We start from the raw sequence: 22,905 nt of genomic DNA, 5'->3' as shown, positions 1-22,905 counted from the left end.
ATGAAGCAATGGCTCAAGAACGTCGCGCGGCTCGCACGCAAGGAGCTGTTCAGCCTCCTGCGCGACGCGACGCTCATGGCGCTGATCGCGTTCGCCTTCACGCTTGCCGTGTACTCCGTTGCGAAGGGCATCAAGGCGGAGGTGTCCAACGCCTCGGTTGCCATCGTCGATGCTGACCATTCCGACCTTGCGCGCCAGTTGCGCGCCGCGATCCTGCCGCCGTACTTCAAGCCGCCCGTCGACGTGGACCGGGGTGCGATAGATGCGGCCCTCGATCGTGGCGCCTATATCTTCGCCGTGGAGATTCCGCCGCGCTTCGAAGCCGACGTGCTGGCCGGACGCGCGCCCGCCGTCCAGGTGCTCGTGGACGCGACCGCCATGACCCAGGCGGGGCTCGGCACCGCGTATCTGGAGGCGATCTTCACTCGCGAAACGCTCGCGTTCCTGCACGCGCGCGGCATTGAAACGTCCACGCCGGCCAACGCCGTCGTGCGTGTGCTGTTCAATCCGAACATGGAGTCGTACTGGTTCAGCTCGACGATGCAGATCGTCGTCAACATCACGGTGCTCTCGATCATCCTGGTAGGCGCGGCCGTGATTCGCGAGCGCGAGCACGGCACGATCGAGCATCTGCTCGTCATGCCCGTGCGCGCCAGCGAGATCGCCGCGGCCAAGATTCTGGCAAACGGCTTCGTGATCTTCGCCGTTTCCCTCATTTCGCTCGCCCTCGTCGTGCACCTGTGGCTCGGCGTGCCGCTGCAAGGCTCGCTCGCGCTCTTCGCCCTCAGCACGGCGCTCTACCTCTTTTCCGTGACGGCGCTGGGCATGTGGCTCGCTACGCTCGCGCCCGCCATGCCCCAGTTCGGACTGCTTGCGGTGCCGACCTACGCGGTCGCCTATCTGCTCTCGGGCGCGGCCACGCCGGTGCAGAGCATGCCGCAGGCAATGCAGCCATTCGTGAATCTTCTGCCGACCACACAATTCGTCTCGCTCACCCAGGCGATCCTGTTTCGCGGTGCGGGTCTCGAGATTGTCTGGCCGCAGCTCGCAGGCGTGAGCGCCGCGGGCGCGTTCTTTCTCGCGCTGGCGTTGACGCGCTTTCGCTCCATGCTCGCGCAACAGGGCTGATCCTTCGATGAAACACGCTTGCCGTCCGATGCGCGCCGCCCGCCTCATTTCGCTCATGCCGATTGCGCTTGCCGCATGCACGTCGTTTGTCGAAGTGCCGATTCCACCGCAGCGCGACGTGCCCGCGACCTTCACCGAAGTCCCCGTAGCCGCGCCGCAAAGCGCTCCGGATCTCGCCCATTGGTGGCGTGCGTGGCAGGACCCCGCGCTCACCGACACGATCGAGCAGGCGTTGCGCGCGAACACCGATCTGCGCATTGCACAGGCACGCGTCCAGGAAGCGCGTGCATTGGCGGCCATCGCACAGTCCGCCCGCTATCCGGCACTCTCGGCGCAGGCGGGCGCAGCCCACGCGTTTGGCGATCTGCGCGAGCCTGCCATCGCGCCGGACCACTCGCCGGATCTCGACGCCTATGCGGGCGGCGTGACGGCCGTGTGGGAAGTCGACGTGTTCGGCGCGCGCGCAAGCGACGCGCAGGCCGCCTCAGCCCTTGCGAGCGCCGAACAGGAAAAGCTGCGCGGCACGCGCATCGCCATCGCAGGAGAAGTCGCGCAAAACTATCTGGAGGCGCAAGGACTCCAGCGGCGTCTCGCCGTGCTCGATCGCAGTCTCGATACCTTGCGCGCGCTGGAACGCTACACGGCAGCGCGCTTCGACGCGGGCGAGGCAGCCCGCGCGGACGTCGATCGCGTGAGCGAGCGCATCGCTCAACGCGAAGCGCAGCGCGGCGTGCTCGTGAGCCAGATCGAAGTGCGCGAGCGGCGGCTCGCCATGCTGAGCGGCAGGCCCGCGCAGGAGGCCGAACGGCTCGCTGCGCCAGGCCCGCTGCGCATCCCCGCCCCGCCTTCGGGCGAACTGCCGTCGAGCGTGCTGGAGCGCCGCCCCGACGTGCGCGCGAGCGCCGCGCTCGTACGTGCGGCGGCGGCACGGCTCGGCAGCGCGAAGGCGGACTTGCTGCCGCGCTTTTATCTCACGTTCATCGGCCTCGATGGCCATGTGCGCCTGAACGGCCTGCCCGGACTCTCCGGTGCGGCCGGCCTCGTCGGCATTGGCGCCGATCTGCCGATTTTCAACGCGGGACGCCTGCGCGCGAACGTGGCAGCCAACGACGCGCGCTTGCAGGCGGCGCTCGCGCTGCATGACAAGACACTGCTCCAGACGCTGGAGGAAGTGGACAGCGCCTACGGCGTACGCTACGGACTCGACGCGCGCCGCGCCCATCTCGACGCCGCGCGCGAGCTTGGCATGCGCAACGCCGGGCAGGTCCAGCGGCTTTACGAAGGCGGACAGCGCACGCTGCAAGACGTGCTCGACGCGCGCATCGACGCCATTTCGCGCGAAGACGACCTCGACGAGGCCAATACCGCCGCCGCGCTGGCAACCGTGCGGCTCTACCTGGCATTAGGCGGCGGCTGGTCAGCAGACGATACGCACCCCGTCGACGCCGCCGCGGCCCCATGAGCGAGCGCGGCGCGCCGCCTCAGCGCATGCGCCCGCTCTCCACAAAACGCCAATGCCACGACAACGCCTCGTCGAGCAGATGCGGCGTATGCTTGCCTACGCTCTCGCGGCAGGCGCGCTCGAAATAGTCTTCAAGCAGCGGACGATAATCGGGATGTGCGCATTGCGCGATGATGGCCCTCGCGCGCTGCTTGGGCGAGAGCCCGCGCAGGTCCGCGAGCCCCTGCTCGGTGACGATCACGGTCACGTCGTGCTCGGTGTGGTCCACGTGGCTTGCCATGGGCACGATGCATGAGATGGCGCCGTTCTTCGCAATGCTCGGGGTCACGAAGCACGACAGGAAGCCGTTGCGCGCAAAGTCGCCCGACCCGCCGATGCCGTTGATGATCGACGTGCCCGCCACGTGCGTGGAATTGACGTTGCCGTAGATGTCCGCCTCCACCATGCCGTTGATGGCGATGCAGCCCAGACGCCGCACCAGTTCGGCATGGTTCGAGATTTCCTGCGGACGCAGCACGATGCGGCTGCGATAGTGGGCAATGTTGCGCTGGAATTCGTCGACGCCCTCGGGGCTCAGCGAAAGCGCCGTGGCCGAGGCCACGCGCATCGTGTCGGTGCGGATCAGGTCCAGCATGCCGTCCTGAATCACTTCGGTGAACGCGCTGAGGTTTTCGAAACCGCCGTCGCGCAGGCCGCCCAGCACGGCGTTGGCAATATTGCCCACGCCCGATTGCAGCGGCAGCAACTCGGGCCGCAGCCTTCCGACTGAAATCTCGTGCCGGAAGAATTCGACGAGATGCCCGGCGATGCGCGCACTGATCTCGTCGGGCTCGGCGAAGCGGCCCAGACGGTCGGGCGCATGGGTCTCGACCACGGCCACCACCTTCGCGGGATCGACGCGCAGATACGGCTCGCCGATACGGTCGCCGGGCGCGACGAGCGGAATCGGCTTGCGCTCCGGCGGCAGTGCCGTGCCGTAATAGATGTCGTGCATGCCGTCGAGTCCGGCAGGCTGATTCGAGTTCACTTCGACGATCACCCGGCTCGCCAGATCGAGCCATGTCTTGTTGTTGCCCACGGAAGTCGAGGGAATCAGGCGCCCATCGGGCAGGACGCCCGCGACTTCGATCACTGCCAGGTCGATCGGGCCGAGAAAACCGAACCACGCGTACTGGGCCACCTGGCCGAGATGGATGTCCATGTACTCGATCTCGCCCCGGTTGATGCGGACGCGCAGTTCGGGATCGCTCTGATAGGGCAGACGAAAGTCGATTCCGCCCACCTTGGCGAGCGCCCCGTCGAGCTCCGGCGCCGTCGATGCGCCCGTGAGCACGCGAATCGCAAAACGTTCGCCCCGCGCGTGCGCGCCCTCGATCAGGCGTGCAAGCTCCAGCGGCACGGCCTTCGGATAGCCCGAGCCGGTAAACCCGCTCATGCCCACCGTCATTCCCGGTTGAATCAGCGCAGCGGCCGCGCCGGCCGGCATCCGCTTCGCCGCAAACGATGCGTTCTGAATACGCGATTCCATATCCGCTCCTTGCCAGTCTGAACCCCTGTCCCTCTGGCTATCATTGCACAACCAGCCGGACCACGACGTCACGCACGCTCATGCCGCCGCAAGCAGTCATTTGATATGACAACCGCTGTCCCAGCCTGGCAACACGCTGCGCCTGCCGGGAGCGCCCAATATCTACGGCCTTTTCCCCGCCGGATATGCAATGCGTTCAGCGCCGAGCTGCTTCCCGCTTCAAAATAGACAGGCTCAACGCCTGCTTGCGAAGGAGCAGGCCAATAAGGTGGGCTGACGAGCAAAGCGCGTGATCGGCGTCATTTCCGGCGACCGTGACGCACACGCTGCGCTCACGAGATCCTGCGCTGAAAAAAAATCGGTATTCGTGACCCGCTTGCATGTTGCGCGAAAGCCCGCAACGTGCAAGCGGACCAGCACCGGCGCGCCTGCGGCGAGAACGGGTAACTGACCGGGTGTGCCGGCCAGCTGATTCAGGTGCACGATGCCCGGTCAAAAACGATGATCGTATGCGAGCCGGATGCGGGTCGGCTCAGTCTGATCTTTTCTCTGGATCGAAAGATCGATGCGATAGTGGCCCTCCCACGACATGTCGAAGTAGTTGCCGTAAGTCACCGTATCATTGATCCGCAATTCCTGCAGAGGCTTCACTTGCGTTTGCTTGTGCGCGCTGTGGGCCGGCCCGATCACTTTAGCCGTCACGATCACATTGTCCACGCGCTTGCCGCTCGACTTGTCGAATAGCGCGACGACGAGGTGGTAACTGGAGGCGCTGCCGGCCTGCGTATCTGCGGGAGCGCTTGCTCCCCGCTCCACAGCCTGTGCGTTCTCTGCGGGCACTACGCCGAAATGAACCGTCAAGTCACTTTTGGTCACGCTTCGATCAAGCCCACCGGCATGAACTCCGCTAGCCGCTGCACACAACAATGTCATCACTACAATGGTCAGGAGTCTTCGAGCATTCCACATGATCGCCTCGCGTGCGTGAACAAGTTGCATGGCATCGTGTGCACGCACGGCGCGATTGCGCTGTGCTATGGACACAATACTGAGATGCTGCTTTCGGCGAGCTATGATCACGTTGATTCAGGTCAAGCCCTGCCGGCCGCGACACGCTGACCGATGACGGCGTCCGCATCATCATCTACCTGGTGCGATCGCACCCGCGCGCGCCCGTCTGCGCGCCGTCCAGGCGCGGCAAGCCCAGATCGAGGACCGCGGCTGCGTACGGTTGTGCTCGCAACTCGCGCTTCCTCGCGCTGCGCGGCCTCCCCGTCGCAGACCCAGTCGACCTGAAAGCCTTGCTGCTGCAACCCGGCACGGATACCGTCACCGAGCAGGAAGTCGTCCTCGACGAACAGAATGCGCATGCATGAAGAGTTCTGTCGATGGCGCTCAGTCGCCGTCGTCACCATCGCGATCGCCACGGAGGTGAGCGGCGGCGCCAGCGGACTGATGTGTCACCGGTGACTGCGGCGCCGTCTGCCATTGCGCCCACCACCACGCAATAGCGGCTGCCATCACCAGGGCAGCAATCCCCCAATGTGCCGTTCGAATCCCTTCATCGGCGCTCCCGGACTTGTAGCCCGTCACCATCGCACCGGTCAGATTTTCCCGGTGCAGCAGGCTGCTCGCTACCACCGCGACGACGTGTATAGCCACAAGTGCAAGCATGGCGATCGCAACCACCTCGTGCAGCTCGCCGAGCCATTCACTGCCCGTGCCGTTATATTCCGCCCAGCCAGTTGCCCCAACGGCCCACGTCAGGAGCAGCATCGCAACGATCGCGATTGCACCTGCTGGATTGTGACCGACGTGCCGTTGCGGGCGTCCCCGGGCGAGGCCCGCCACGTACTGGATCACGGCTGGCGGCGAGCGCACAAACGAAGAAAACCGCGCGTACCGCGTTCCGGCAAGTCCCCAGACAATGCGAAAAGCCACCAATCCGACCATCGTGTAGCCCAACGTCACGTGCAGCAGGCGCCATCGCTCGCTCTCGGCCGTTAGCCAGGCGCCTGCGAATGAGACAACCATCAGCCAGTGGAACACACGTATGGGAGCATCCCAAACCAGGATGCGTACCGTGCCGGAGGCATGCGTTTCGTTATCAGTTCGGGATGCGAATATATCGTTCATCAAAATTTCCTTGATCTGACCGGGTATGACAGGCGGCGCAGTTCGATGCGCTTTTGACTCCCGCAAGCCGCCAGGTCGACGCCGGAATTTCGTCATGTGCGGACATGAACCATTTCGAGCGGGTAATGCGGTCCCCGGGTGGCGCGCTCGCCCCTCTCGCCGCAGTTTGCGCATGTGCTGTGGTATCCGCGGGCAACATCCCGGGGGGATAGGCAATGTGGCAGGCAGCACACTCCTGTTGATACTTCGGCAGTGGCTGCACCAGGTTTGCCTGTCGCTCTTCCTCCCCGAACGCGGAACTCTCAAGCGCAGTCGCTCCAAGCGCCACGAATGCGCACGCGAATACGGCAGTGAATCGGATACTCACGTTACTGTTCATCGCGAAGTCGTCAATGCAGTTCATGATCGTGCGCACTATGGCTTGAGCGTCATCAGCCAGCTCAGGATGTCGGCCTTCTCCAGCGGCGTGCAATCGCGCCCGACTACGTCACCGCAATTGCGGCGGAGCCACTTTTCCGTTTTCGTCGCGTTCGTAAACCGCTCCGGATTGAACGCCGGCGCCAGCGGTGCGATAGTCTTGCCTGTCGCCGCGTGTTGCCCGTTTCCGGTAGGCATGGCGCCATGGCACGTTGCGCAGGCCCAGTCATGTCCATGCCGCATGGTGAAAAACTGCTGGCCGCGCGAAGGAGCCGGCACGGTTCTGGCCTGCGCCGAGTACCCATCCAGAATTTGTGCAGGAGTATCCGCATATGCCGTCGAGACCATGAAGAAAACGAGAATGCTCAGGACATGCAAAAAACAACGCGATGGAAAGGCCGCCTCCTTGATCGACACGATTGATCGTTCGACGCATGGTAGTGATATCGCGCACGCGCTCGTCGACAGCGCGTCGCCAAGGAAAACAAAATACCCGATCGTGTCATTTTCGCCGTAGAAGGACATACAAGGACTAAGCGCAACGACTCCCCGCAATTTCGTTGCGTGCTATACGCCCGCGCCGACGTCAAGCAGCGCAACGAGCCCAAACAGCCGAGCCACGGCGGGAACAGTCATCAAAAGCACAAGCGCGACTCCGGTCACACCCAGGACAATCCAAAGATACCGATTGGGGCGGCACGCGCGGAAACGCCTTCCCGGTTGGGACAGCATACGGATCACGAAGATCAACGCGACGTTGCCCAGTACGAGTGTGATGAACGCGAGCGTACGGGCGAGTGGCTGCTGATAGCCCGCGCTCAGCAAACCGGCATAGACACCCAGCACCACCAATGCGGCGAAAGTGCCTGCTGCTGCACCTTGCGTGAGTGAGCGGTTCGATAGCAGCCGCGCACCGATGCGGCGGGGTGGCACGCACATGAGGTTCTCGCGTTCTGGTTCGTTCTCGAACACGACCGAGCAGACCGGATCGATAACCAGTTGCAGAAAGACGATATGGACCGGCGCAAGCATTGGCGGCCAACCAACGAGTACCGGAAGCATGGTGGCGGCAATCATCGGAATGTGGACGGCGACGGTATAACTGATTGCTTGTACAAGATTGGCGTAGATGCGCCTTCCGAGCCGGATCGCCGACACGATCGGCGCGAAGTCGTCACGCAGCAAGACCAGCGAGGCTACCTCGCGCGCTACCTCGGCACCGCGCAATCCCATTGCGATGCCGATATGCGCCGCCTTGAGTGCAGGCGCGTCGTTCACGCCGTCGCCGGTCATCGCGACCACATGGCCGCTTTCCCGGAACGCACTGACGAGCCGAAGTTTCTGCTCCGGCCTGACACGGGCAAACACGTCCGCGCTCCCGATTGTCTCGCGAAGCCGTGAGTCATCCATGACCGCCATCTCCTGACCGCTAACGATTCGCGATACGTTGATGCCGACCTCGGTTGCAATAGCGCGCGCCGTCGAAGGATAATCACCGGTGACCATCACTACGCGCACGCCTGCCGCCTTGCATTCTGCGATGGCGCGCGCAACCTCCGGCCGCACCGGGTCCAGAAGGCCAACCAGTCCCACGAAAGTAAATTCGAAGTCGTGCTGCTTCTCCGGCCAATCGCCAGGTGGGTGTCGCGCCCGGGCCACCCCGAGCACCCTGAGCCCGTTCGACGCCATCTGCGCGGCCTGATCCATGACTGTCTGCGTTTCGTGCGCGCCGAGGTGACACAACGCACAGACTGCCTCCGGCGCGCCCTTGGAGGCCACGGTGTGATACCCGAGATCTGGCGAGTGCCAGGCGTGGGACATGGCAGGCAACTCCGGTGTCAGTGCGTACTCGCGAACCAGCGTCCAGTCGCCGTGGAGACGCCCGGTCCCAGCCAGGCCCGCGTGGCCAGTTTCGTGAAATGCGAGCTCCATTGGATCGACCGGCTCGATTTCGCTCGCGAGCACAAGATATTCGATGAGCTCGTGATATGTCTCATCAATGTGCTGAGTGCCCTGATCAATGAACTGCAGTTTTCCTCGCGCGCAAAGGGCGCGCACCGACATGCGGTTTTGGGTCAATGTGCCCGTCTTGTCGACACACAGTACAGAAGTCTGGCCAAGAGTCTCGATCGCACTCATGCGGCGCGTCAGCACGCCTTCGTTAGCGATGCGACGAGCGCCCAGTGCCATGAACACCGTCAGTATTACGGGAATTTCCTCGGGAAGAATTCCCATGGCGAGCGTTATGCCAGCAAGCACTCCCGAAAGCCACTCCCCGGATCGCAAACGATAGGCCACCACGAGCAGTACGCACAGTGCGATCGAGGCCGACGCAAAGCGATTGACGAATGTTCTCGTCTCCAACTGCAATGGGGAGTGCGCTTCAGTGATGCCGGTCAACGACTTGCCGATGCGACCGAGCGTCGTATTCGGCCCCGTTGCGGTCACGATCATCTGGCCCTGGCCCTGCACTACCATTGATCCGAAAAAGAGCTGCTCGCCTGGATCTTCGTCTGGAGGCAAACTGGCTCGCGCCGCGGACTTGCTCACTGAAACGGACTCGCCTGTCAATAGCGATTCGTCAACGCTCAGTTCGTGTGCCTCCGTGATGGCACCGTCAGCGGGCACGCGTGTGCCTTCGTTGACGAAGACCACATCGCCGGGGACCAGTTCGGCAGCGGAAACGAGTTGTCGTTGTCCGTCACGCAGTACCTGCGCGCGAGGTGCTGAGAGTTCGCGAAGCGAGTCGAGAACCCGCGCGGTGCGATGACTCTGAAAAACCGTGAGAAAAATGATGCCCGTCACAAACGCGAGAAGCGTCAGCGCCTCAGCGACGTCCCCAAGCACGAAATAGATCCCGCTCGCGGCGAGCAACAGAAGGAACATGGGCTCGTGGAGTACCTCCCACAGAGTTTGCCACAAGGTGCGCCGCGCCTTCGAGTCGACGACGTTGCGGCCGAATCGGGCACGCCGCTCCTCCACCTGTGCGCTTGTTAGCCCGCGCTTCATGTCGACGTATCGGTCCGGCAGTGCCTGTTCGGCGTGCCCGGAGACTGCGCCGGATGCAGGCTCAACGGGAGTTGTCTGCATCACGGGTGACGATTATCACGTGAATCGCAAAGCGGAACAGGCCGCTCACAGACGGTGCATATCGGGACAGATTTCCCGGACAAAGAGAAATGGCCCGCTATATAGGAAATTCCATTTTGTGAAACAGGTCGCGGTGATGCTTGCGCAAGCGCAACACCATTGACACAGGCATAAAAGAGGAAAGGCAAAAACAAGGAAAAGCGGGCGTTTCTGACCATGACAATCCCTTTAATACGAACTTTCCCGCGATGCAGCTAATCTATCCATAGATTCGTGTTGGATGCCCTTCCATGCGTTGACCTGAGTCAACCGACTGGGTTTCGGGGTGAATTCGCCTGAAGAAATGCTGGGCGCGCTACTGACGTTGCTGTCTTTCTGCGCGGCAACTAAAAACCTGGCGACGATCGAAAGGCACGCCCGGCGATATGGTTCCCGCATTGCCATATCAGCCTACAACGAACCCTTTGTAAAGGACGTGACCTGCCATGCGTCGGAGCCGCATTACGACTATGCGCCGGGAAGTCGACGCCTCTCCCGTGGATCTGCCATGACTGTGCGCGCCCGTGCACCCGACACGACGTCCGCGTCGGCGGGTATGAATACGTCTTTAGAACATCGTGCGAAGTCCGACCGCCACGCCCACCTGATTGGTCCGGCCAATCGTGTTCGTCGGAACGCCCTCGCTGTTGGCCCCGCCCGGGTAGTCGGCGGAGAAGGCGCCGGTGCCGCGCGCGAAGTCCGTGATCCCGTAGACTTCCGTGCGCTTCGTGAACGAGTATTCGGCGAGAACGGTAGCCGATTGGTTCACCCCCCTGCCGAGCGTGCCGTCGAGCAGTTCAGCATTGCGCGTCTGCCCGTAGTAGTAGGCAAATGTGAACAGCAGCGAAGGCATGGCATGCCAGTTCGCACCGATGTACCAAGTATCGTCGATACGGTTGGGGCTACCTGTACCCTTCAGTGTCGGCGCGCCAGATTGCTGCATGTAGAGGTCAGTCAAACCAGTCCGGTCCTGCCCTCGCAACCAGCCGGCCAGGAGGCGAATCTCGTGGGTAATCTGAAACGCGCCGCTGATATGCAGGAAGTTGGACTTGGCGCCATTGATCGAACTGCCGACACTGGTGCCAACCGAAGAGCCAGTCGCAGATGTCGGAACGGAGACCTGCTGGAAGCCTGCGTTCAGCATGGCAGGGCCGTAGGTGTAAGTCAGTTCCACGGCATAGGTAGCGCCGAGACCGAGCGCGCCCGGCTGGTTGCCAAAGCCGTAAAGGGCATTGATATCCAAACCGTCGAAACTGCCCTTGTACTTCACCGAGTTGTTGACTTCGAGGTAAGGCCCGATACCGTTATACATCCAGCTGTTTTGCCAGTAATTGCCAACGGTCAGCGGGTCAAAGATATCGCCCAAGGTGTCGTAGGCCGGCGCATATTGCCTGCCAAAAGTCAGCGAGCCCCATGTTTTGTTCGACAGCCCCACGAAAGCTTGCCGACTGAACAATGTGCCGGGAACATGTAGTTGCCCATTGAAGGCTTCGAAGCCGTTTTCGAGACGGAAGACTGCGGACCAGCCGTCCCCCAGATCCTCACTGCCCCTCAAGCCCCAGCGGCTATGGGTTTCCGGGCCGGATGTCATGGCGACCTGGTCATTGCCGCCCGGCCCCGCATTCGTCTGATACCGGATGGCTTCATCGACGATGCCATACAGCGTGACCGAGCTTTGTGCGAACGCCGCCGGTGCCGCGGCAGCGAAAAGCGCGCCAGCGGCGCTGGAAACAAGTATTCTTTTCATTAGCAATCCACAGTAATCTGCGAGGAACTGGGAAAGTTTTTCCACGCCCGAACGAGGCCGTGAACGCAAGCGTAGCGCCTCGTGCCATAGAGGCACAGCGATTAATGATGGAGTGTTGTTTATTTGCAGCGCCGGGAAAGGTAATTGCAAATCGTCTGTTCATTTTCTGCACGCGAATTCGCGACACGATCCACCGCGCGTAAGGCGCGTCCGGCGGCTCGCTATCGCGCAGCGTGTGCGAGTGGCGTCCGGCAAACATTTCGACCAAAGTTATCCAACGGTCTCAATTCCGATCACAAAAACGCTCAATGCACGGACGCATCCCGCTTTGGCACACGCTGCCCACCCAACCCAGCCAGGAATGTGTCGCGTCACCGCCCGTTAGCGCGCACGGCACGCATGTTTCTGGAGAATCTTGCGCACGCGCTTTTCCGCAAGCAGCGGGACAAAGCAGAAAATCCGCGCATCGCGATTGAGTGTCTCGTACGCGCTGACATAGAGGGCGCGTACGGCCTCCTCGCTTGAATGGGTCGCTTGCGCGATATCGGCAACCATCTTTGTCACACCCGGATCGTTCAGCGGATCGCCGCTGGGCAGGTCGTGAAATACCGGTTCGTCTTGCACGAGCGAGCCCCCTGGAATCTGGTGTCGACAGGCGGTACGCGCACGTTTGAAAACAGTGCGCATTGAGACCGTGCTGAACCGCTTCGCGGCCTGCCGACGAGATTCATGATGATGCCGCGCCGCATCAGCCAATTGATGTACATCAAGCGCCCGGATGCACCGGTTGATACTGTCGGCAGGCGTCGCGCGTGTTGCCCATGCGCGCGCCCCAGCGTCGAAACCACTCGGCGTTCCCCATGCGAAAAACCGAAGCACTCGCCGTAATGGGGCAGCACAGTCTGCTGCTGCCCGCCCGCATCAAGGCCGCACTCGCGGCCAATGACCGGTTGAAGATCTATCTGAGCGTTCTGCAAAGCGCGGTTGCACACGCCGCGCAGCCGGAAAACCGCCTCCTGCGTCTGGACGCCGAGTTCGCATCCACAGGCGTCAACTTTCCGTGGCTGCGCGCCATGCCGGCGTCGGGCGAGTTGATCGATGGGGTCTTCGTCCTCCAGGAATGCGAACATCTGACGGCGGCTGAAAAAAGTGGATGCCAACGTTTCGTAAAATAGAGGAACGGAGGCATAGATGAATCGAATCCCGAAAGCGGTGTACACGAAGGAATTTCGCGAAGAGGCAGTCAAGCTCGCGCTGACGGAAGGCGTTGGCGTTTCGGAAGCAGCACGCCGGCTGTCGATCCCGATGAAGTCGCTGGCGAACTGGGTGTACGCCGCGAAGGCGGGCAAACTCGGCAAGGTTGGGCAACAGCAGAAGCCTCTGACTGAGTTGGAGATGGAGCTGAACCGGGTCAAACGGGAACTCGCCGAAGTGAAGATGGAGCGCGATTTGTTAAAAAAGTGCGCGGCCTACTTCGCGAAGGAGTCGCGGTGAAGTACGGCGTGATTGAGCAGATGCGACAGGACTATCCCGTGCCGCCGATGTGCCGGCTGCTGGGTGTGTCGACCAGCGGCTACTACGCGTGGCGCAAGCGGCCAGCGTCGTCCCGTGCGCAACAAGAACCCCGTCTGGAAGCAGAAGTCCTCGCCGCGCACCAGCGCACGCGCGAGACGTTCGGCGTTGAGCGACTGCAGAAAGATTTGCGGGAGCACGGTGTGAAGGTTGGCGTGCATCGCATCAAGCGATTGCGCAGAAAGCTTGGATTGCGTTGCAGACGATTTGCGAGCAAAGCGCCCTTCGGCTCGTGAAAAAACAGAACCGGAGAGTGGCGTTGGGCTGCTACGTTGTTTCGCGGCGGTTCAATCCAACGTCACACGTCATTCGGCGTTCCGGGTGAGCTGAGCCCGGCAGCAGACTTGCCTTTGGCAAGGCAAAGCTCGCGAGCAAGGCGACCGCGCATGCACCGATCACGTAGTAGGCGGGTGCGGCCAAGGATCCTGTCTCACGAACCAGCACCGTGGCGAGCAACGGTGCAAAGCCGCTGAATACGACCACGGAGATGTTGTACGCAAGAGCGATGCCACTGAACCGGACCTGGACAGGGAACTGATCGGCGAGGACGGAGGGCCACGTACCGCTTGCGAGTGAAAAGACCACCGCGGCGAGAATGAATAAAACAACCGGATTGACGGTGTGATTTACGAGCGCCCAATAAAACGGGTAGCTGAGCACAATCAGCAGCGCCGCTGACGTTCGCAACAGGTATCGTCGCGCAATCTTGTCTCCCAGCCAGCCCGCAGCGAGCAGACCGAAGGAACTGACGACCAGATAGGCATTCTGGGCGATCGCCGCCGTCCGGGGCGCATAGTGCAGTTGTTGGACCAGATAGGCCGGCATGTGACCGTAGAGGATGCCGTTCACGCCGGCCATCACAGCGATCGTGAGCGCTCCCGTGACGACAGATTTGCCATGATGTCGCAGCATCTCGCGAAATGGTTGCTTGACGACCGCGCCATGCATCTCCTTGAACTCGGGGGACTCGTCCAGATTGCGACGCATCCAGTAGGACACGAGCCCACAGAATCCGCCGAAGAGGAACGCGATCCGCCAACCATAGGCCGCCGCGTCAGCACTGGAGAGGTAGCTCTGGATGCCGAGATTAACGAACGTAGCAAGCAAAACACCCACGTTGACCGCACAGATGATGATGCCTGCGGCGAGGCCCGCACGATGCGGCGCCGCTTCCACTGCATAGGTAATGGCACCTGGCATTTCTCCACCGACGCAGAAGCCTTGCAGCATGCGCAACAGGATGAGCAGGATCGAAGCAGTGATACCCCAGCTCTGAAAATTGGGAAGCAGACCTAGACAGATGGTGGCCGTGGTGACCACGATGATGGAACCCAGGAAGACCGGACGACGGCCGTAACGGTCCCCCCAGCTACTGAGGACGATACCGCCCAGCGGCCGGATGACATAGCCGATTGCCAGCACGGAGAAAGTGGCCAGCATGCTGATCAACGACGAGGCGTTCGGAAAAAACTGGGCTGCGATGTAATGGGCGAAGAAACCGTAGACGATAAAGTCGTAAAATTCCAGCGAACCGCCCAGGCTCGCGATGAGAATCATCTTCCACTGCGCCCGCGATAAGCCGGGCGAGTACGTATGGCCAGCGGCGCCAACCGGGTGGTGAGATATTTCCATGACTCCTCCAAAGATTGTTGGCTTCTTCGTCCAATAGATGTGTGTGGTCGTGACGCATCAGCGGCTCCAAGCGTTCTGCGCGCCGGCCGGTTATACGCCCGCTGTTTGCAATACCGGGAATGCGTGTTCGAGCAAGCTGTGCAACGATGCGGTGTCATGTGCGACGCCGTACACGTAGCGGTCAGGACGGGTCAACACCGCAGCGGCGCCCGTTGACGCTAAAGACGCATTTACCGCGTTTCCATCGCTCACGATCTGGACGCCCGCGCGTTCAGCATGACGGACGATATCGTCACATCCGGCGAGCAGTTCAGGCGAAGCGACGAGCGCAAACCGATATCCAACGACGTCATCCATCAAGCGTCCGTCCTTCAGGCGAGGCTGGGACGAGATCTGTCCAACCACGGCCGATAACGATCCGTCGAGACAGGCTCCTGGGCCGAGCTTCGGTTGCGGGGTGACAAAGTTGCGAATCGCGGCGCTCATTTCGCTGTCGCGGTTGCTCGCGGCCTCAGGACTGGTCGTCTGAATGACTGAACCTAGTTGCACCGCGGTTTCGATAAACTCGCGCACATGAGGCGAACGCTCCGATTCGTAGGTATCGAGCAGACTATCCGGAGAAGTACCGCGAATGACGGCGCCGAGCTTCCATGCAAGATTCGACGCGTCGCGGATGCCGGCTGCCATCCCCTGGCCCATGAAGGGTGGTGTCTGATGCGCTGCATCTCCAGCAAGCAACAGTCGTCCGCGGCGCCAGCCGTTCGCCACGACCGAGTGGAAGGTGTAAATCGCGGAACGCTCAAGTCGGGCATCGGCCGGGGAAATCCAGCGGGCGAGCTTATCCCAAAGCCATTCGGGGGACGCGAGTTGCGTCGCATCGTCGCCCGGCATGACCATGATTTCCCAACGGCGGCGATTTGCCGGACCACGCGTGTAGGTCGTCGGGCGCGCCGGATCGCAATACTGGATTGAGAAATCACCGAGGTCGGGTCTCGGGGTGTCGAGCAATACATCGACCACGACCCACCGTTCATGCGATTTTAGATCCGTGAGTTCGGTGCCCATGAACCGACGCGCAATCGAGCGCGCCCCATCACAACCGACCACATAGCGAGCCGTAGCGTGACCAAGCTTGCCGCAGCTGGTGTCTTCAAAGCGCAGTTGGACCCCATCGTTCGTTTCGTCAAGCGCAAACACTTCGTGACGCAGCCGTACGTCTACATTGGGGTGCAGTGCCAGGCGATCTCGTAACGCGTTTTCGAGGTCGGGTTGATGAAACTTGTAACTTGCGCACCAGCCCTGCGGGCCAATACACGTGGGCCGTGCCCAGTCGATGAGAAGCTTGCCCGCCGCGTTCACGAATTTCATGCCGGGACCGACAAACAATTTGGGAAGCAGTGTGTCCGCGAGCCCGATGCTCTGAAACACCCGCATGCATTCGCCGTCAAAATGCACCGCGCGGGGCAGCGCAAAAATGTCCTTGTCTCGCTCCAGCACGAGTACCCGCAAGCCTTCGATGGCCAGCAAGTTCGCCAGCGTCGCACCGGTCGGGCCGAGACCGATGATGGCGACATCGTAGTCGCATGCGTGCATCGAAGTGGTTTTATCTGACATGTCTACATCCGCTTGATGAGGCGCCGGATGCACACAGGGCGCGTCCGGCAACAATCTTTATGCTTCGTCGGCGATCGGATTGGAGAGGACGCCAATCCGGTCGACTTCCACTTCGACCCGGTCGCCAGGCTTCATGAACAGCGGTGGATTACGCTTTGCACCGACGCCGCCGGGCGTGCCGGTGACGATGACGTCGCCCGGAGCGAGCGGCGTGAAGGTCGACAGGTAGGCGATCTGCCTGGCGATGCCGTGAATCAGCATCTGCGTGGTTGCGCGCTGCACTTCCTGCCCGTTCAGACGAGTGACAAGCGTCATGAGGGCGTTTGGTTCGATTTCGTCGCTCGTCACCATCCACGGCCCGAACGCGCCGGTGCGATAAAAGTTCTTGCCCGGTCCCCATTGGGTGGTGTGACGCTGCCAGTCGCGCACAGAGCCATCGTTGTAGCAGGCGTACCCGGCGATGTGATTCCAGGCGTCGGCTTCAGCGATGCGCCGCCCACCGCGCCCGATGATCACGGCGATTTCGCCCTCGTAGTCGAACTGCTGGGACTCGGGCGGACGCAGCATCGGCTGCCCATGGCCCACTTGCGAAGCCGGAAGCCGCATGAAGATCACGGGCTGCTCAGTGGTTTCGCGATTGGTTTCCTTGACATGCTCCGCGTAGTTGAGTCCCACACAGAAGATCTGCTCCGGGTTGGGAATCACCGGCAGAAGCGTCACTTCCGACAACGGGTAGTCGCCCTGAGCGCCTTGGGCCGCTTGGGCGGCCTCACCAAGCGCGTCGGCGGCGATCAGTGCCTTCAGGTCGGCATAACGACCGTTCAGGCACTTGCCGAGGTCAACGACGCTGTCGTCGCGAACGACGCCGAAGGAGGTGCCTTGATGGGTGGAAAAGCTGACGAGTTTCATTGAACCTCCAAGTAGATAAAAATCCTGGTAGATCGACGCGGACGACCTTATAAAAGTCGTGTATTTATCGTAATTTGAGAATAAGCTATATTTATTGATCTACACAACGTGTTTTTCGTTAGGGTTTATCACTACTGGAGACGAGCATGGAAGGTATGAAGAAAGCGCGACGCGGACTGTCGCTGAGCCATATGGGCTTCTACGTGAGCGACATGGCGCGGGTGGAAGACTTCTATTCGCGGGTGTTGGAGTTCACTGTGACGGATCGTGGGACGCTGCAGACGCCACACGGCAAAGTGCGGCTGGTGTTCTTGAGTCGTGATCCCGCTGTTCATCACCAGATCGTGCTTGCGAGCGGTCGGCCTGAGCACCTGGCGTTCAATCCGATCAATCAGATTTCGTTCGAAGCGGACAGTCTTGATACGCTCAGGCAGTTTTACGCGCGCTTTGTCTCGGAAGGTTTGGAAGAGATCAACCCCGTCACTCATGGCAACGCGATTTCGATTTATGCGCGCGATCCTGAGGGTAACCGGCTGGAGATCTTCATCGACACGCCTTGGTACGTCGATCAGCCGATGCGAGTACCGGTCGACTTTGATTTGCCTGACGCAGACCTGATGGCGGCTGTTGAGCACCACGCGAGCACACTGCCGGGATTCAGGCCACGAACCGATTGGCAGGCCGAGATGGCCGTGCGCATGGGCCTTGTCTAACGTGGTGCTTGCCCGATCGGCTGCGCGTCGGGCAAGCACAAAGGCAGTACCCTGCGAAACAGGTTGGCAGCCGCGCACCCAACCGTTTGCCGTGAGCCGAGGAGACCGGCGGGAAAGCGCGCTAGTGGCATAATCCGTTCACATAGAAGGAGCTCAGCGCCCAGATGTCGAGCATCACCCGGCTTTTATCCATACTGGAACTGTTTTCGGAGGCAAAGCCGTTCTTGTCCGCCGAAGACGTTGCCGCCGAACTCGATTGTTCGGCGCCGACGGCTTATCGCTACGTGCGTGAGCTCGTGGATGCGGGTTTGCTCGTCCGGTACACAGGCGGAGATTACGGTCTCGGTCCTCGCATCATCAGGCTGGATTACCACCTGCGCGCTTCGGATCCGTTGCTTGCGGTCGGCCAGCCGATCATGCACGAGTTAAGTGAGCATTCCGGCTTCGATGTAGTGATGTCGCGCTGGTACGGAAACGAGCTTGTTGACACGCATCGGGAGACTCACGACGCGGCTCTTGATCTCCGATACGGCCGAGGCCGACCGAGGCCCCTGTTTCTCGGAGCCGCTCCGAAGGCGATCCTTTCCACCTTCACGAAGGCCAAGCTCGCGATACTGTTCGAACAGTATCCTGAGGACATTGCACAAAGCGGCCTCGGGACGACGCTCGAAGAGTTTCGGGCTTCGCTCTTCAAAATCCGGCGCGCCGGTTTTTATCTCTCAAGAGACGAACTGGAACACGGGGTTTCGGCACTCGCGTCGCCGTTGTTCACCGACGACTCCGGTGAAGCGGTCGGATCGCTTGCGGTGATCGTCCCGACTCAACGTCTCGAGTTCGCTAATCTGGAGCGTCTCGTCGAATCACTACGGGAGGCCGCGGCGCGAACTTCACAACGCACACGGGCGGCCATTGAAAGCCGTGGAATTGCGACAGCTTCGCTGTCGCACACCGTGTCGCCAACAAGGCGCTCGGCATAATTCACGACCATTTGCGCCCACAAGCGTTCGGTGCAATTAGATCGCTTTCGAAGACTCAACTCGTTGCCACTGCACGTAGCATTAGCTATCACGGAATAGCATTTTACGAAAGGCCGTTCAAGTCCGACTTGAACGGCCACAGGACATTCGTGAGAGGCGGGAACGGGGTCGCTTTATGCCTTTTGCATGAGAGTCCGTGCCCGCGGCGATCGCCACGCTTGGTCGTCGGGCGCTAATCGGCCATGAGCAGACGTTCGGCTATGGGGCACAGATCGTCAACAATCTCGTTCTTTGCATCGCTGGACCGGTATAGTAATAAGCTGCTCAACGACGACGATGGACCTGCAATGCTGTTAACCCTTGAGCCCATATGGCACGATCACGACGGCATGGTTCAACTTCGATTTTCCCTGGAAGGCGCCGGTTTCGCAGCGACAGTAGATTTCTACTCCTACGGAGAGGCATTAGAGGAGTTCGGCCGTGCCTTGCACGAGTTCCCTCGTTCGTCGACAGATGAAGTAGTGTTTGAGAACGGCTCCAGTGCCGCGAATTCATACAGCTGGCTGGTTCTCCGCGCGTTTGTTTTCAACAGCGTTGGACACTCGGCACTTGAGGTCGAGTGTCAAAGAAACGGTACGCGTCTTGTGAGCGCCCGATCTCGCTTCGCAGTTGAGCTCGAGCCAGCAACGCTCAATCGGCTTGGCCTTGGACTCGCGACTTGGGCGTCGCGGGTCAGCGAACTCTCGTTTGTGTTTGACTCCGACGAGAGCTAGGCAGTCGTGGGCGCGAACGGTAACAGGCGGCCACAACCGGGCGGTCGACAAGGTGCTGGAGATCGTCAACAATCTGTAGCGTTACCGAGGCTTTGGTCGAGGGTTCGAATGAAGAATCTTGGAATCACGCTCCGTGCTGCGACGCCTGCCGATGAGCCGTTTCTGTTCGATCTGCGGAAAGCGACGATGGACGAGCACCTAAGACGCGCCGGCGAGCCCACCGACGAGCGTACTCACTGGGAGCGTCTTCGGTATCGCTACAACGACTCTTGCATAGTTTGTTGCCGGTCCGAAGAAATCGGACTTTTCAAATCTCTTCGGGACGAAGATGAGTGGGCCATCGTGCAAATTCAGATTTTGCCCACGCATCAGGGCCGCGGCATCGGGGCGCATCTGGTCCGTGAGTTTCTACAGCTGGCAGACGTTGCCGGTGTACCTGTCAAGCTGAGTGTTTTGAAAGGAAATCCGGCAATCCACCTTTATCACCGCCTCGGGTTTCGTGTGACAAAGACGACCGACACGTCGTTGCAGATGAGACGCGGGTAAGCGGCAGTCGCCGCCATCTACGCTCATTGACGCGCGCTCTCCCACCGACACTCGAAGTGCGGCTCCTACGGATACCGGACCGTCAGGTCCCAAACACGCCCGTCACGTCATAGTCCGGACCTTCGTCCGGTCAGCGGACCACGTAGCGCTTGCCGATTGCGGAACGCACTGCCTTGACGCAAAGCTCATCGCGCCGCGAACAGGCCGACTTCCGGAGCATTGCGGGGACGGGATGGCTTCAGGAGCCTGCCACGCCGGCAATAGACCAAGGTCCTATTGCCTTGACGGCAAGCAGGAACCACTATTGAAATGATCCGGGAAGATCCCGATGCCGGAGTTCGTTTCATACAGCCAGGTCGCATTCCGAATGGAGCGCGTGTCATGAGCAAGTATCTGTGGCTTTTTCTCGTGGTCCCGCTTTTGCTGCTCACGGCGGCCTGTTCGACGCAAGAGACTTCGTCGCCTGGAACGGGTGATCCAGAGCTGGAGGCGCAAGCGCGCACGGCGCTGCAGCAACTGTTTGACACGGTGCCCAGAGCCAGGGACCTTCATGATCGGGCGAAGGCAGTCCTCGTGTTTCCGAACATCCTCCGAGCGGGCCTCGGGGTGGGCGGGCAAGGCGGAAGAGGCGTACTGTTCGGTTCCGACGGGAAAGTCCTGGGCTACTTCAGAAACACAGGGGTTTCGTGGGGCCTGCAGGCTGGTGCGCAGACGCTCTCGGAAGCGTTGTTTCTGATGACCGACGCAGCCGCGCGCCAACCCTTCGAAAGTAGTGGTTGGGCCGTTGGCGTAGGCCCGACCGTTGTCGTCGTGGATGCTGGCGCGGCAAGGTCGATGAACACCACGACGCTGCAGGCGGATGTCTATGCATTTATCTTTGGCCAGCAGGGATTGATGGCCGGGCTTGGCGTACAAGGCCAACGGATTACGAGGCTCAATCCGTGAGATGAACGACGGCCCCGTCGAGCTGGAGCTGCTCTTTTATTTGGTACGACGTTGGCCGACCTCAATCATGCGACTTCCTCGTAAGCCGACATTCGTGAACCGGGAAAGCTGCAGCTATCCTGACGTCGGCAATGGCGGACGACCTGCCGGGCCCTACGAGTATAAGGATGGCCACTGTGCACTCGAAAACCGCCATTCAGCCAAAGCGGTATCAAGGGACCGCAATGGGTCGCTTTATGCCCTTTGCATGAGGCGCCGCGCCCGAGGGATCGCCAGGCCCGGACGGCGGGCGCTACCCGGCCATGACCGGTCATGCGCCAGTAACTCCACATGACCGTGCGAGCGTCCGCTCAACGCAAAGAACGGACCCACTTTTCTTAAGGTTTGTCTTCATCGTACCCTGTGCGACGCATCTCCGTAGCTGCGGCTCGGCCTCGATCCCCCAGCGCCTGCCGGATGACCGCGACGTGGCGTGGCAGGTAAAAGGGGCGACGCCTGATTTGCGTTGCCCTCATCGGCTACGATGCCGACGCGTTGCTCGGTTGTATGGGACGCAGATATTGGGCTATGCCGTGCGCCGCTTCCCGCGCGCCACGCATTACACCGATAAGCGTAGCCGAGGCGGCGCCGCACCACTCGCCGTAGCCGACCAGCCACAAGCGCCCTTCATCTCGCGCGTGCGTCCCATCTGTTCTGGGCAATCCGTTGGCGTCACAGATCTGTAGCGGGTCGAGGTGTTTGAGTGCGGGGCGGAACCCGGTGCACCAGATCACGACATCGACGCGGGAATGCGTGCCATCGCTCCACACGACGCCGTCTGCATCGAAGTGGCTGAATGGATGCATTGCGTGGAGCACCCCTCGCGCACGCGCCTCCCGTACAGAGGCCACCATGACGATGTCGCCTAAACCACCTACTGGTGCCGTCGTCGTGTGCCTGTCGCGTAGAGCCTGCCATCTGGCGGTCGCGCGTTCGAACAAGACCCGGCCATCCACGTCGTCGGGAAGAAAAACGGGTTCCTGCGGTGTCACCCATGTAGCGTCGCAGACGGTCGATATCTCCGCCAGTATCTGCGCGCCCGAGTTGCCGCCGCCCACCACCAGCACGTTTTGTCCGCGCAGATCGTCCGGATTGCGATACTGCGCCGAATGCATCTGACGACCACTAAAGATCTCGCGTCCGGGGTAGTCCGGGACATAGGGTGCGCTCCAGGTGCCGGTCGCGCTCACGACTGCCCTGGCAATCCATTCCCCGCGATCGGTGCTGACCAGCAAGCCGCCCTGAACGCGTGAAACGGATTTGACATGAACGGGGCGCCGGACAGGGATGTGATAACGCTCCTCATATCGCGCCAGATAGTCGATAACCTCGTTGCGCGACGGGTACGTGTCGTGTGTTACAGGCATCTGCCAGCCTGGCAGAGAACTCCATTGCGACGGCGAAAACAGGTGTAGCGAGTCCCAGGTATGTTGCCAGGCGCCTCCTGGTGCGCTCTGGTTATCCAGCACGAGATAGTCGAGTCCCGCACGACGCAGGAAGTAGGCGGTGGCAAGGCCGGCCTGGCCGCCTCCGATGACTACGACATCAAGCTTTGCAGGCATACGCTTTCGTCCCTCTCCTGATTCGAATGCCGGCGATCATGCGGCCCGTTGAGTTTAAAGGCGGTGGTCGGTGCGC

The 22,905-nt window shown here is 61.2% G+C and carries 20 protein-coding genes and 2 pseudogenes; 9 read left to right on the top strand and 13 right to left on the bottom strand.

The features are described from left to right. A complete protein-coding gene (locus BHE01S_RS30365; protein WP_042270576.1) occupies window positions 1-1,128 on the top strand; it encodes an ABC transporter permease in 1,128 nt (375 codons plus the stop codon). A gap of 7 nt (window positions 1,129-1,135) precedes the next feature. Then, window positions 1,136-2,590 (top strand): TolC family protein, encoded by a 1,455-nt coding sequence (locus tag BHE01S_RS30360; protein WP_174479542.1) that lies wholly within the window; start codon window positions 1,136-1,138, stop codon window positions 2,588-2,590. A gap of 19 nt (window positions 2,591-2,609) precedes the next feature. Here the strand turns inward: BHE01S_RS30360 and BHE01S_RS30355 are convergent, their stop codons facing one another. The 9 genes and pseudogenes from BHE01S_RS30355 to BHE01S_RS30320 all read right to left on the bottom strand — a co-directional run bounded on the left by BHE01S_RS30355 (window position 2,610) and on the right by BHE01S_RS30320 (window position 12,303). After that, window positions 2,610-4,118, bottom strand: a complete 1,509-nt coding sequence (locus BHE01S_RS30355) for an acetyl-CoA hydrolase/transferase family protein (protein WP_042270572.1) — start codon at window positions 4,116-4,118, stop codon at window positions 2,610-2,612. 492 nt (window positions 4,119-4,610) lie between these two features. Further along, entirely contained in the window at window positions 4,611-5,117 is a 507-nt protein-coding gene (locus BHE01S_RS38140; protein ID WP_052406189.1) for a hypothetical protein, read from the bottom strand. Window positions 5,118-5,301: 184 nt separating this feature from the next. After that, a pseudogene (locus BHE01S_RS39600) lies at window positions 5,302-5,488 on the bottom strand (DNA-binding response regulator); the annotation flags it as partial. 25 nt (window positions 5,489-5,513) lie between these two features. Next, entirely contained in the window at window positions 5,514-6,254 is a 741-nt protein-coding gene (locus tag BHE01S_RS30340) for a cytochrome b/b6 domain-containing protein (RefSeq protein ID WP_042270568.1), read from the bottom strand. Further along, window positions 6,226-6,633 carry a hypothetical protein gene (locus tag BHE01S_RS37305; protein WP_084069391.1) on the bottom strand — a complete coding sequence of 136 codons (408 nt, stop codon included), beginning with the start codon at window positions 6,631-6,633 and terminating at the stop codon, window positions 6,226-6,228. Before BHE01S_RS37305 ends, BHE01S_RS30340 begins: the two co-directional genes overlap by 29 nt. Before the next feature lie 35 nt (window positions 6,634-6,668). Further along, window positions 6,669-7,019 carry a DUF1924 domain-containing protein gene (locus BHE01S_RS30335; protein ID WP_157025744.1) on the bottom strand — a complete coding sequence of 117 codons (351 nt, stop codon included), beginning with the start codon at window positions 7,017-7,019 and terminating at the stop codon, window positions 6,669-6,671. Window positions 7,020-7,238: 219 nt separating this feature from the next. After that, on the bottom strand, window positions 7,239-9,761 hold the full coding sequence (locus BHE01S_RS30330; protein ID WP_042270567.1) for a cation-translocating P-type ATPase: 2,523 nt from the start codon (window positions 9,759-9,761) through the stop codon (window positions 7,239-7,241). A 607-nt stretch (window positions 9,762-10,368) separates the two neighbouring features. Then, window positions 10,369-11,547, bottom strand: coding sequence for a porin (locus tag BHE01S_RS30325; protein ID WP_042270564.1), 1,179 nt, complete (start codon window positions 11,545-11,547; stop codon window positions 10,369-10,371). A gap of 381 nt (window positions 11,548-11,928) precedes the next feature. Further along, window positions 11,929-12,303 carry a DUF3562 domain-containing protein gene (locus BHE01S_RS30320; protein WP_157025736.1) on the bottom strand — a complete coding sequence of 125 codons (375 nt, stop codon included), beginning with the start codon at window positions 12,301-12,303 and terminating at the stop codon, window positions 11,929-11,931. A 104-nt stretch (window positions 12,304-12,407) separates the two neighbouring features. Between BHE01S_RS30320 and BHE01S_RS30315 the strand changes: the two genes are divergently transcribed. Then, complete coding sequence (locus BHE01S_RS30315) at window positions 12,408-12,722, top strand: hypothetical protein (RefSeq protein WP_157025734.1); 315 nt, start codon at window positions 12,408-12,410, stop codon at window positions 12,720-12,722. Window positions 12,723-12,738: 16 nt separating this feature from the next. Further along, window positions 12,739-13,325, top strand: a pseudogene (locus BHE01S_RS37300) (transposase); the annotation flags it as partial. A gap of 61 nt (window positions 13,326-13,386) precedes the next feature. Here BHE01S_RS37300 and BHE01S_RS30300 read toward each other — a convergent pair. The 3 genes from BHE01S_RS30300 to BHE01S_RS30290 all read right to left on the bottom strand — a co-directional run bounded on the left by BHE01S_RS30300 (window position 13,387) and on the right by BHE01S_RS30290 (window position 17,274). Continuing rightward, complete coding sequence (locus tag BHE01S_RS30300) at window positions 13,387-14,751, bottom strand: MFS transporter (RefSeq protein ID WP_042270556.1); 1,365 nt, start codon at window positions 14,749-14,751, stop codon at window positions 13,387-13,389. A 90-nt stretch (window positions 14,752-14,841) separates the two neighbouring features. After that, entirely contained in the window at window positions 14,842-16,365 is a 1,524-nt protein-coding gene (gene mhpA, locus BHE01S_RS30295; protein WP_042270554.1) for a bifunctional 3-(3-hydroxy-phenyl)propionate/3-hydroxycinnamic acid hydroxylase MhpA, read from the bottom strand. Between the two features lie 57 nt (window positions 16,366-16,422). Beyond that, window positions 16,423-17,274, bottom strand: coding sequence for a fumarylacetoacetate hydrolase family protein (locus BHE01S_RS30290; RefSeq protein WP_042270552.1), 852 nt, complete (start codon window positions 17,272-17,274; stop codon window positions 16,423-16,425). A 146-nt stretch (window positions 17,275-17,420) separates the two neighbouring features. Between BHE01S_RS30290 and BHE01S_RS30285 the strand changes: the two genes are divergently transcribed. The 5 genes from BHE01S_RS30285 (at window position 17,421) to BHE01S_RS30265 (ending at window position 21,228) form a co-directional block, all read left to right on the top strand. Next, window positions 17,421-17,987: a VOC family protein gene (locus tag BHE01S_RS30285; protein WP_042270550.1), complete on the top strand. Its 567-nt coding sequence runs from the start codon at window positions 17,421-17,423 to the stop codon at window positions 17,985-17,987. A 164-nt stretch (window positions 17,988-18,151) separates the two neighbouring features. Further along, on the top strand, window positions 18,152-18,964 hold the full coding sequence (locus tag BHE01S_RS30280) for an IclR family transcriptional regulator (protein WP_042270548.1): 813 nt from the start codon (window positions 18,152-18,154) through the stop codon (window positions 18,962-18,964). A gap of 242 nt (window positions 18,965-19,206) precedes the next feature. Further along, window positions 19,207-19,737 (top strand): hypothetical protein, encoded by a 531-nt coding sequence (locus BHE01S_RS30275; RefSeq protein WP_157025732.1) that lies wholly within the window; start codon window positions 19,207-19,209, stop codon window positions 19,735-19,737. Between the two features lie 108 nt (window positions 19,738-19,845). Beyond that, complete coding sequence (locus BHE01S_RS30270) at window positions 19,846-20,283, top strand: GNAT family N-acetyltransferase (RefSeq protein WP_042270543.1); 438 nt, start codon at window positions 19,846-19,848, stop codon at window positions 20,281-20,283. Between the two features lie 381 nt (window positions 20,284-20,664). Further along, window positions 20,665-21,228: a lipid-binding SYLF domain-containing protein gene (locus tag BHE01S_RS30265; protein WP_042270541.1), complete on the top strand. Its 564-nt coding sequence runs from the start codon at window positions 20,665-20,667 to the stop codon at window positions 21,226-21,228. A 518-nt stretch (window positions 21,229-21,746) separates the two neighbouring features. Here BHE01S_RS30265 and BHE01S_RS30260 read toward each other — a convergent pair. After that, complete coding sequence (locus BHE01S_RS30260) at window positions 21,747-22,829, bottom strand: ArsO family NAD(P)H-dependent flavin-containing monooxygenase (RefSeq protein ID WP_042270540.1); 1,083 nt, start codon at window positions 22,827-22,829, stop codon at window positions 21,747-21,749. Window positions 22,830-22,905: the final 76 nt, after the last annotated feature.

This window comes from Paraburkholderia heleia NBRC 101817, assembly GCF_000739775.1.
Lineage (GTDB): Bacteria > Pseudomonadota > Gammaproteobacteria > Burkholderiales > Burkholderiaceae > Paraburkholderia > Paraburkholderia heleia.
The sequence above is the reverse complement of the archived record's forward strand: the minus strand, read 5'-3'. Positions and strand labels throughout refer to the sequence as shown.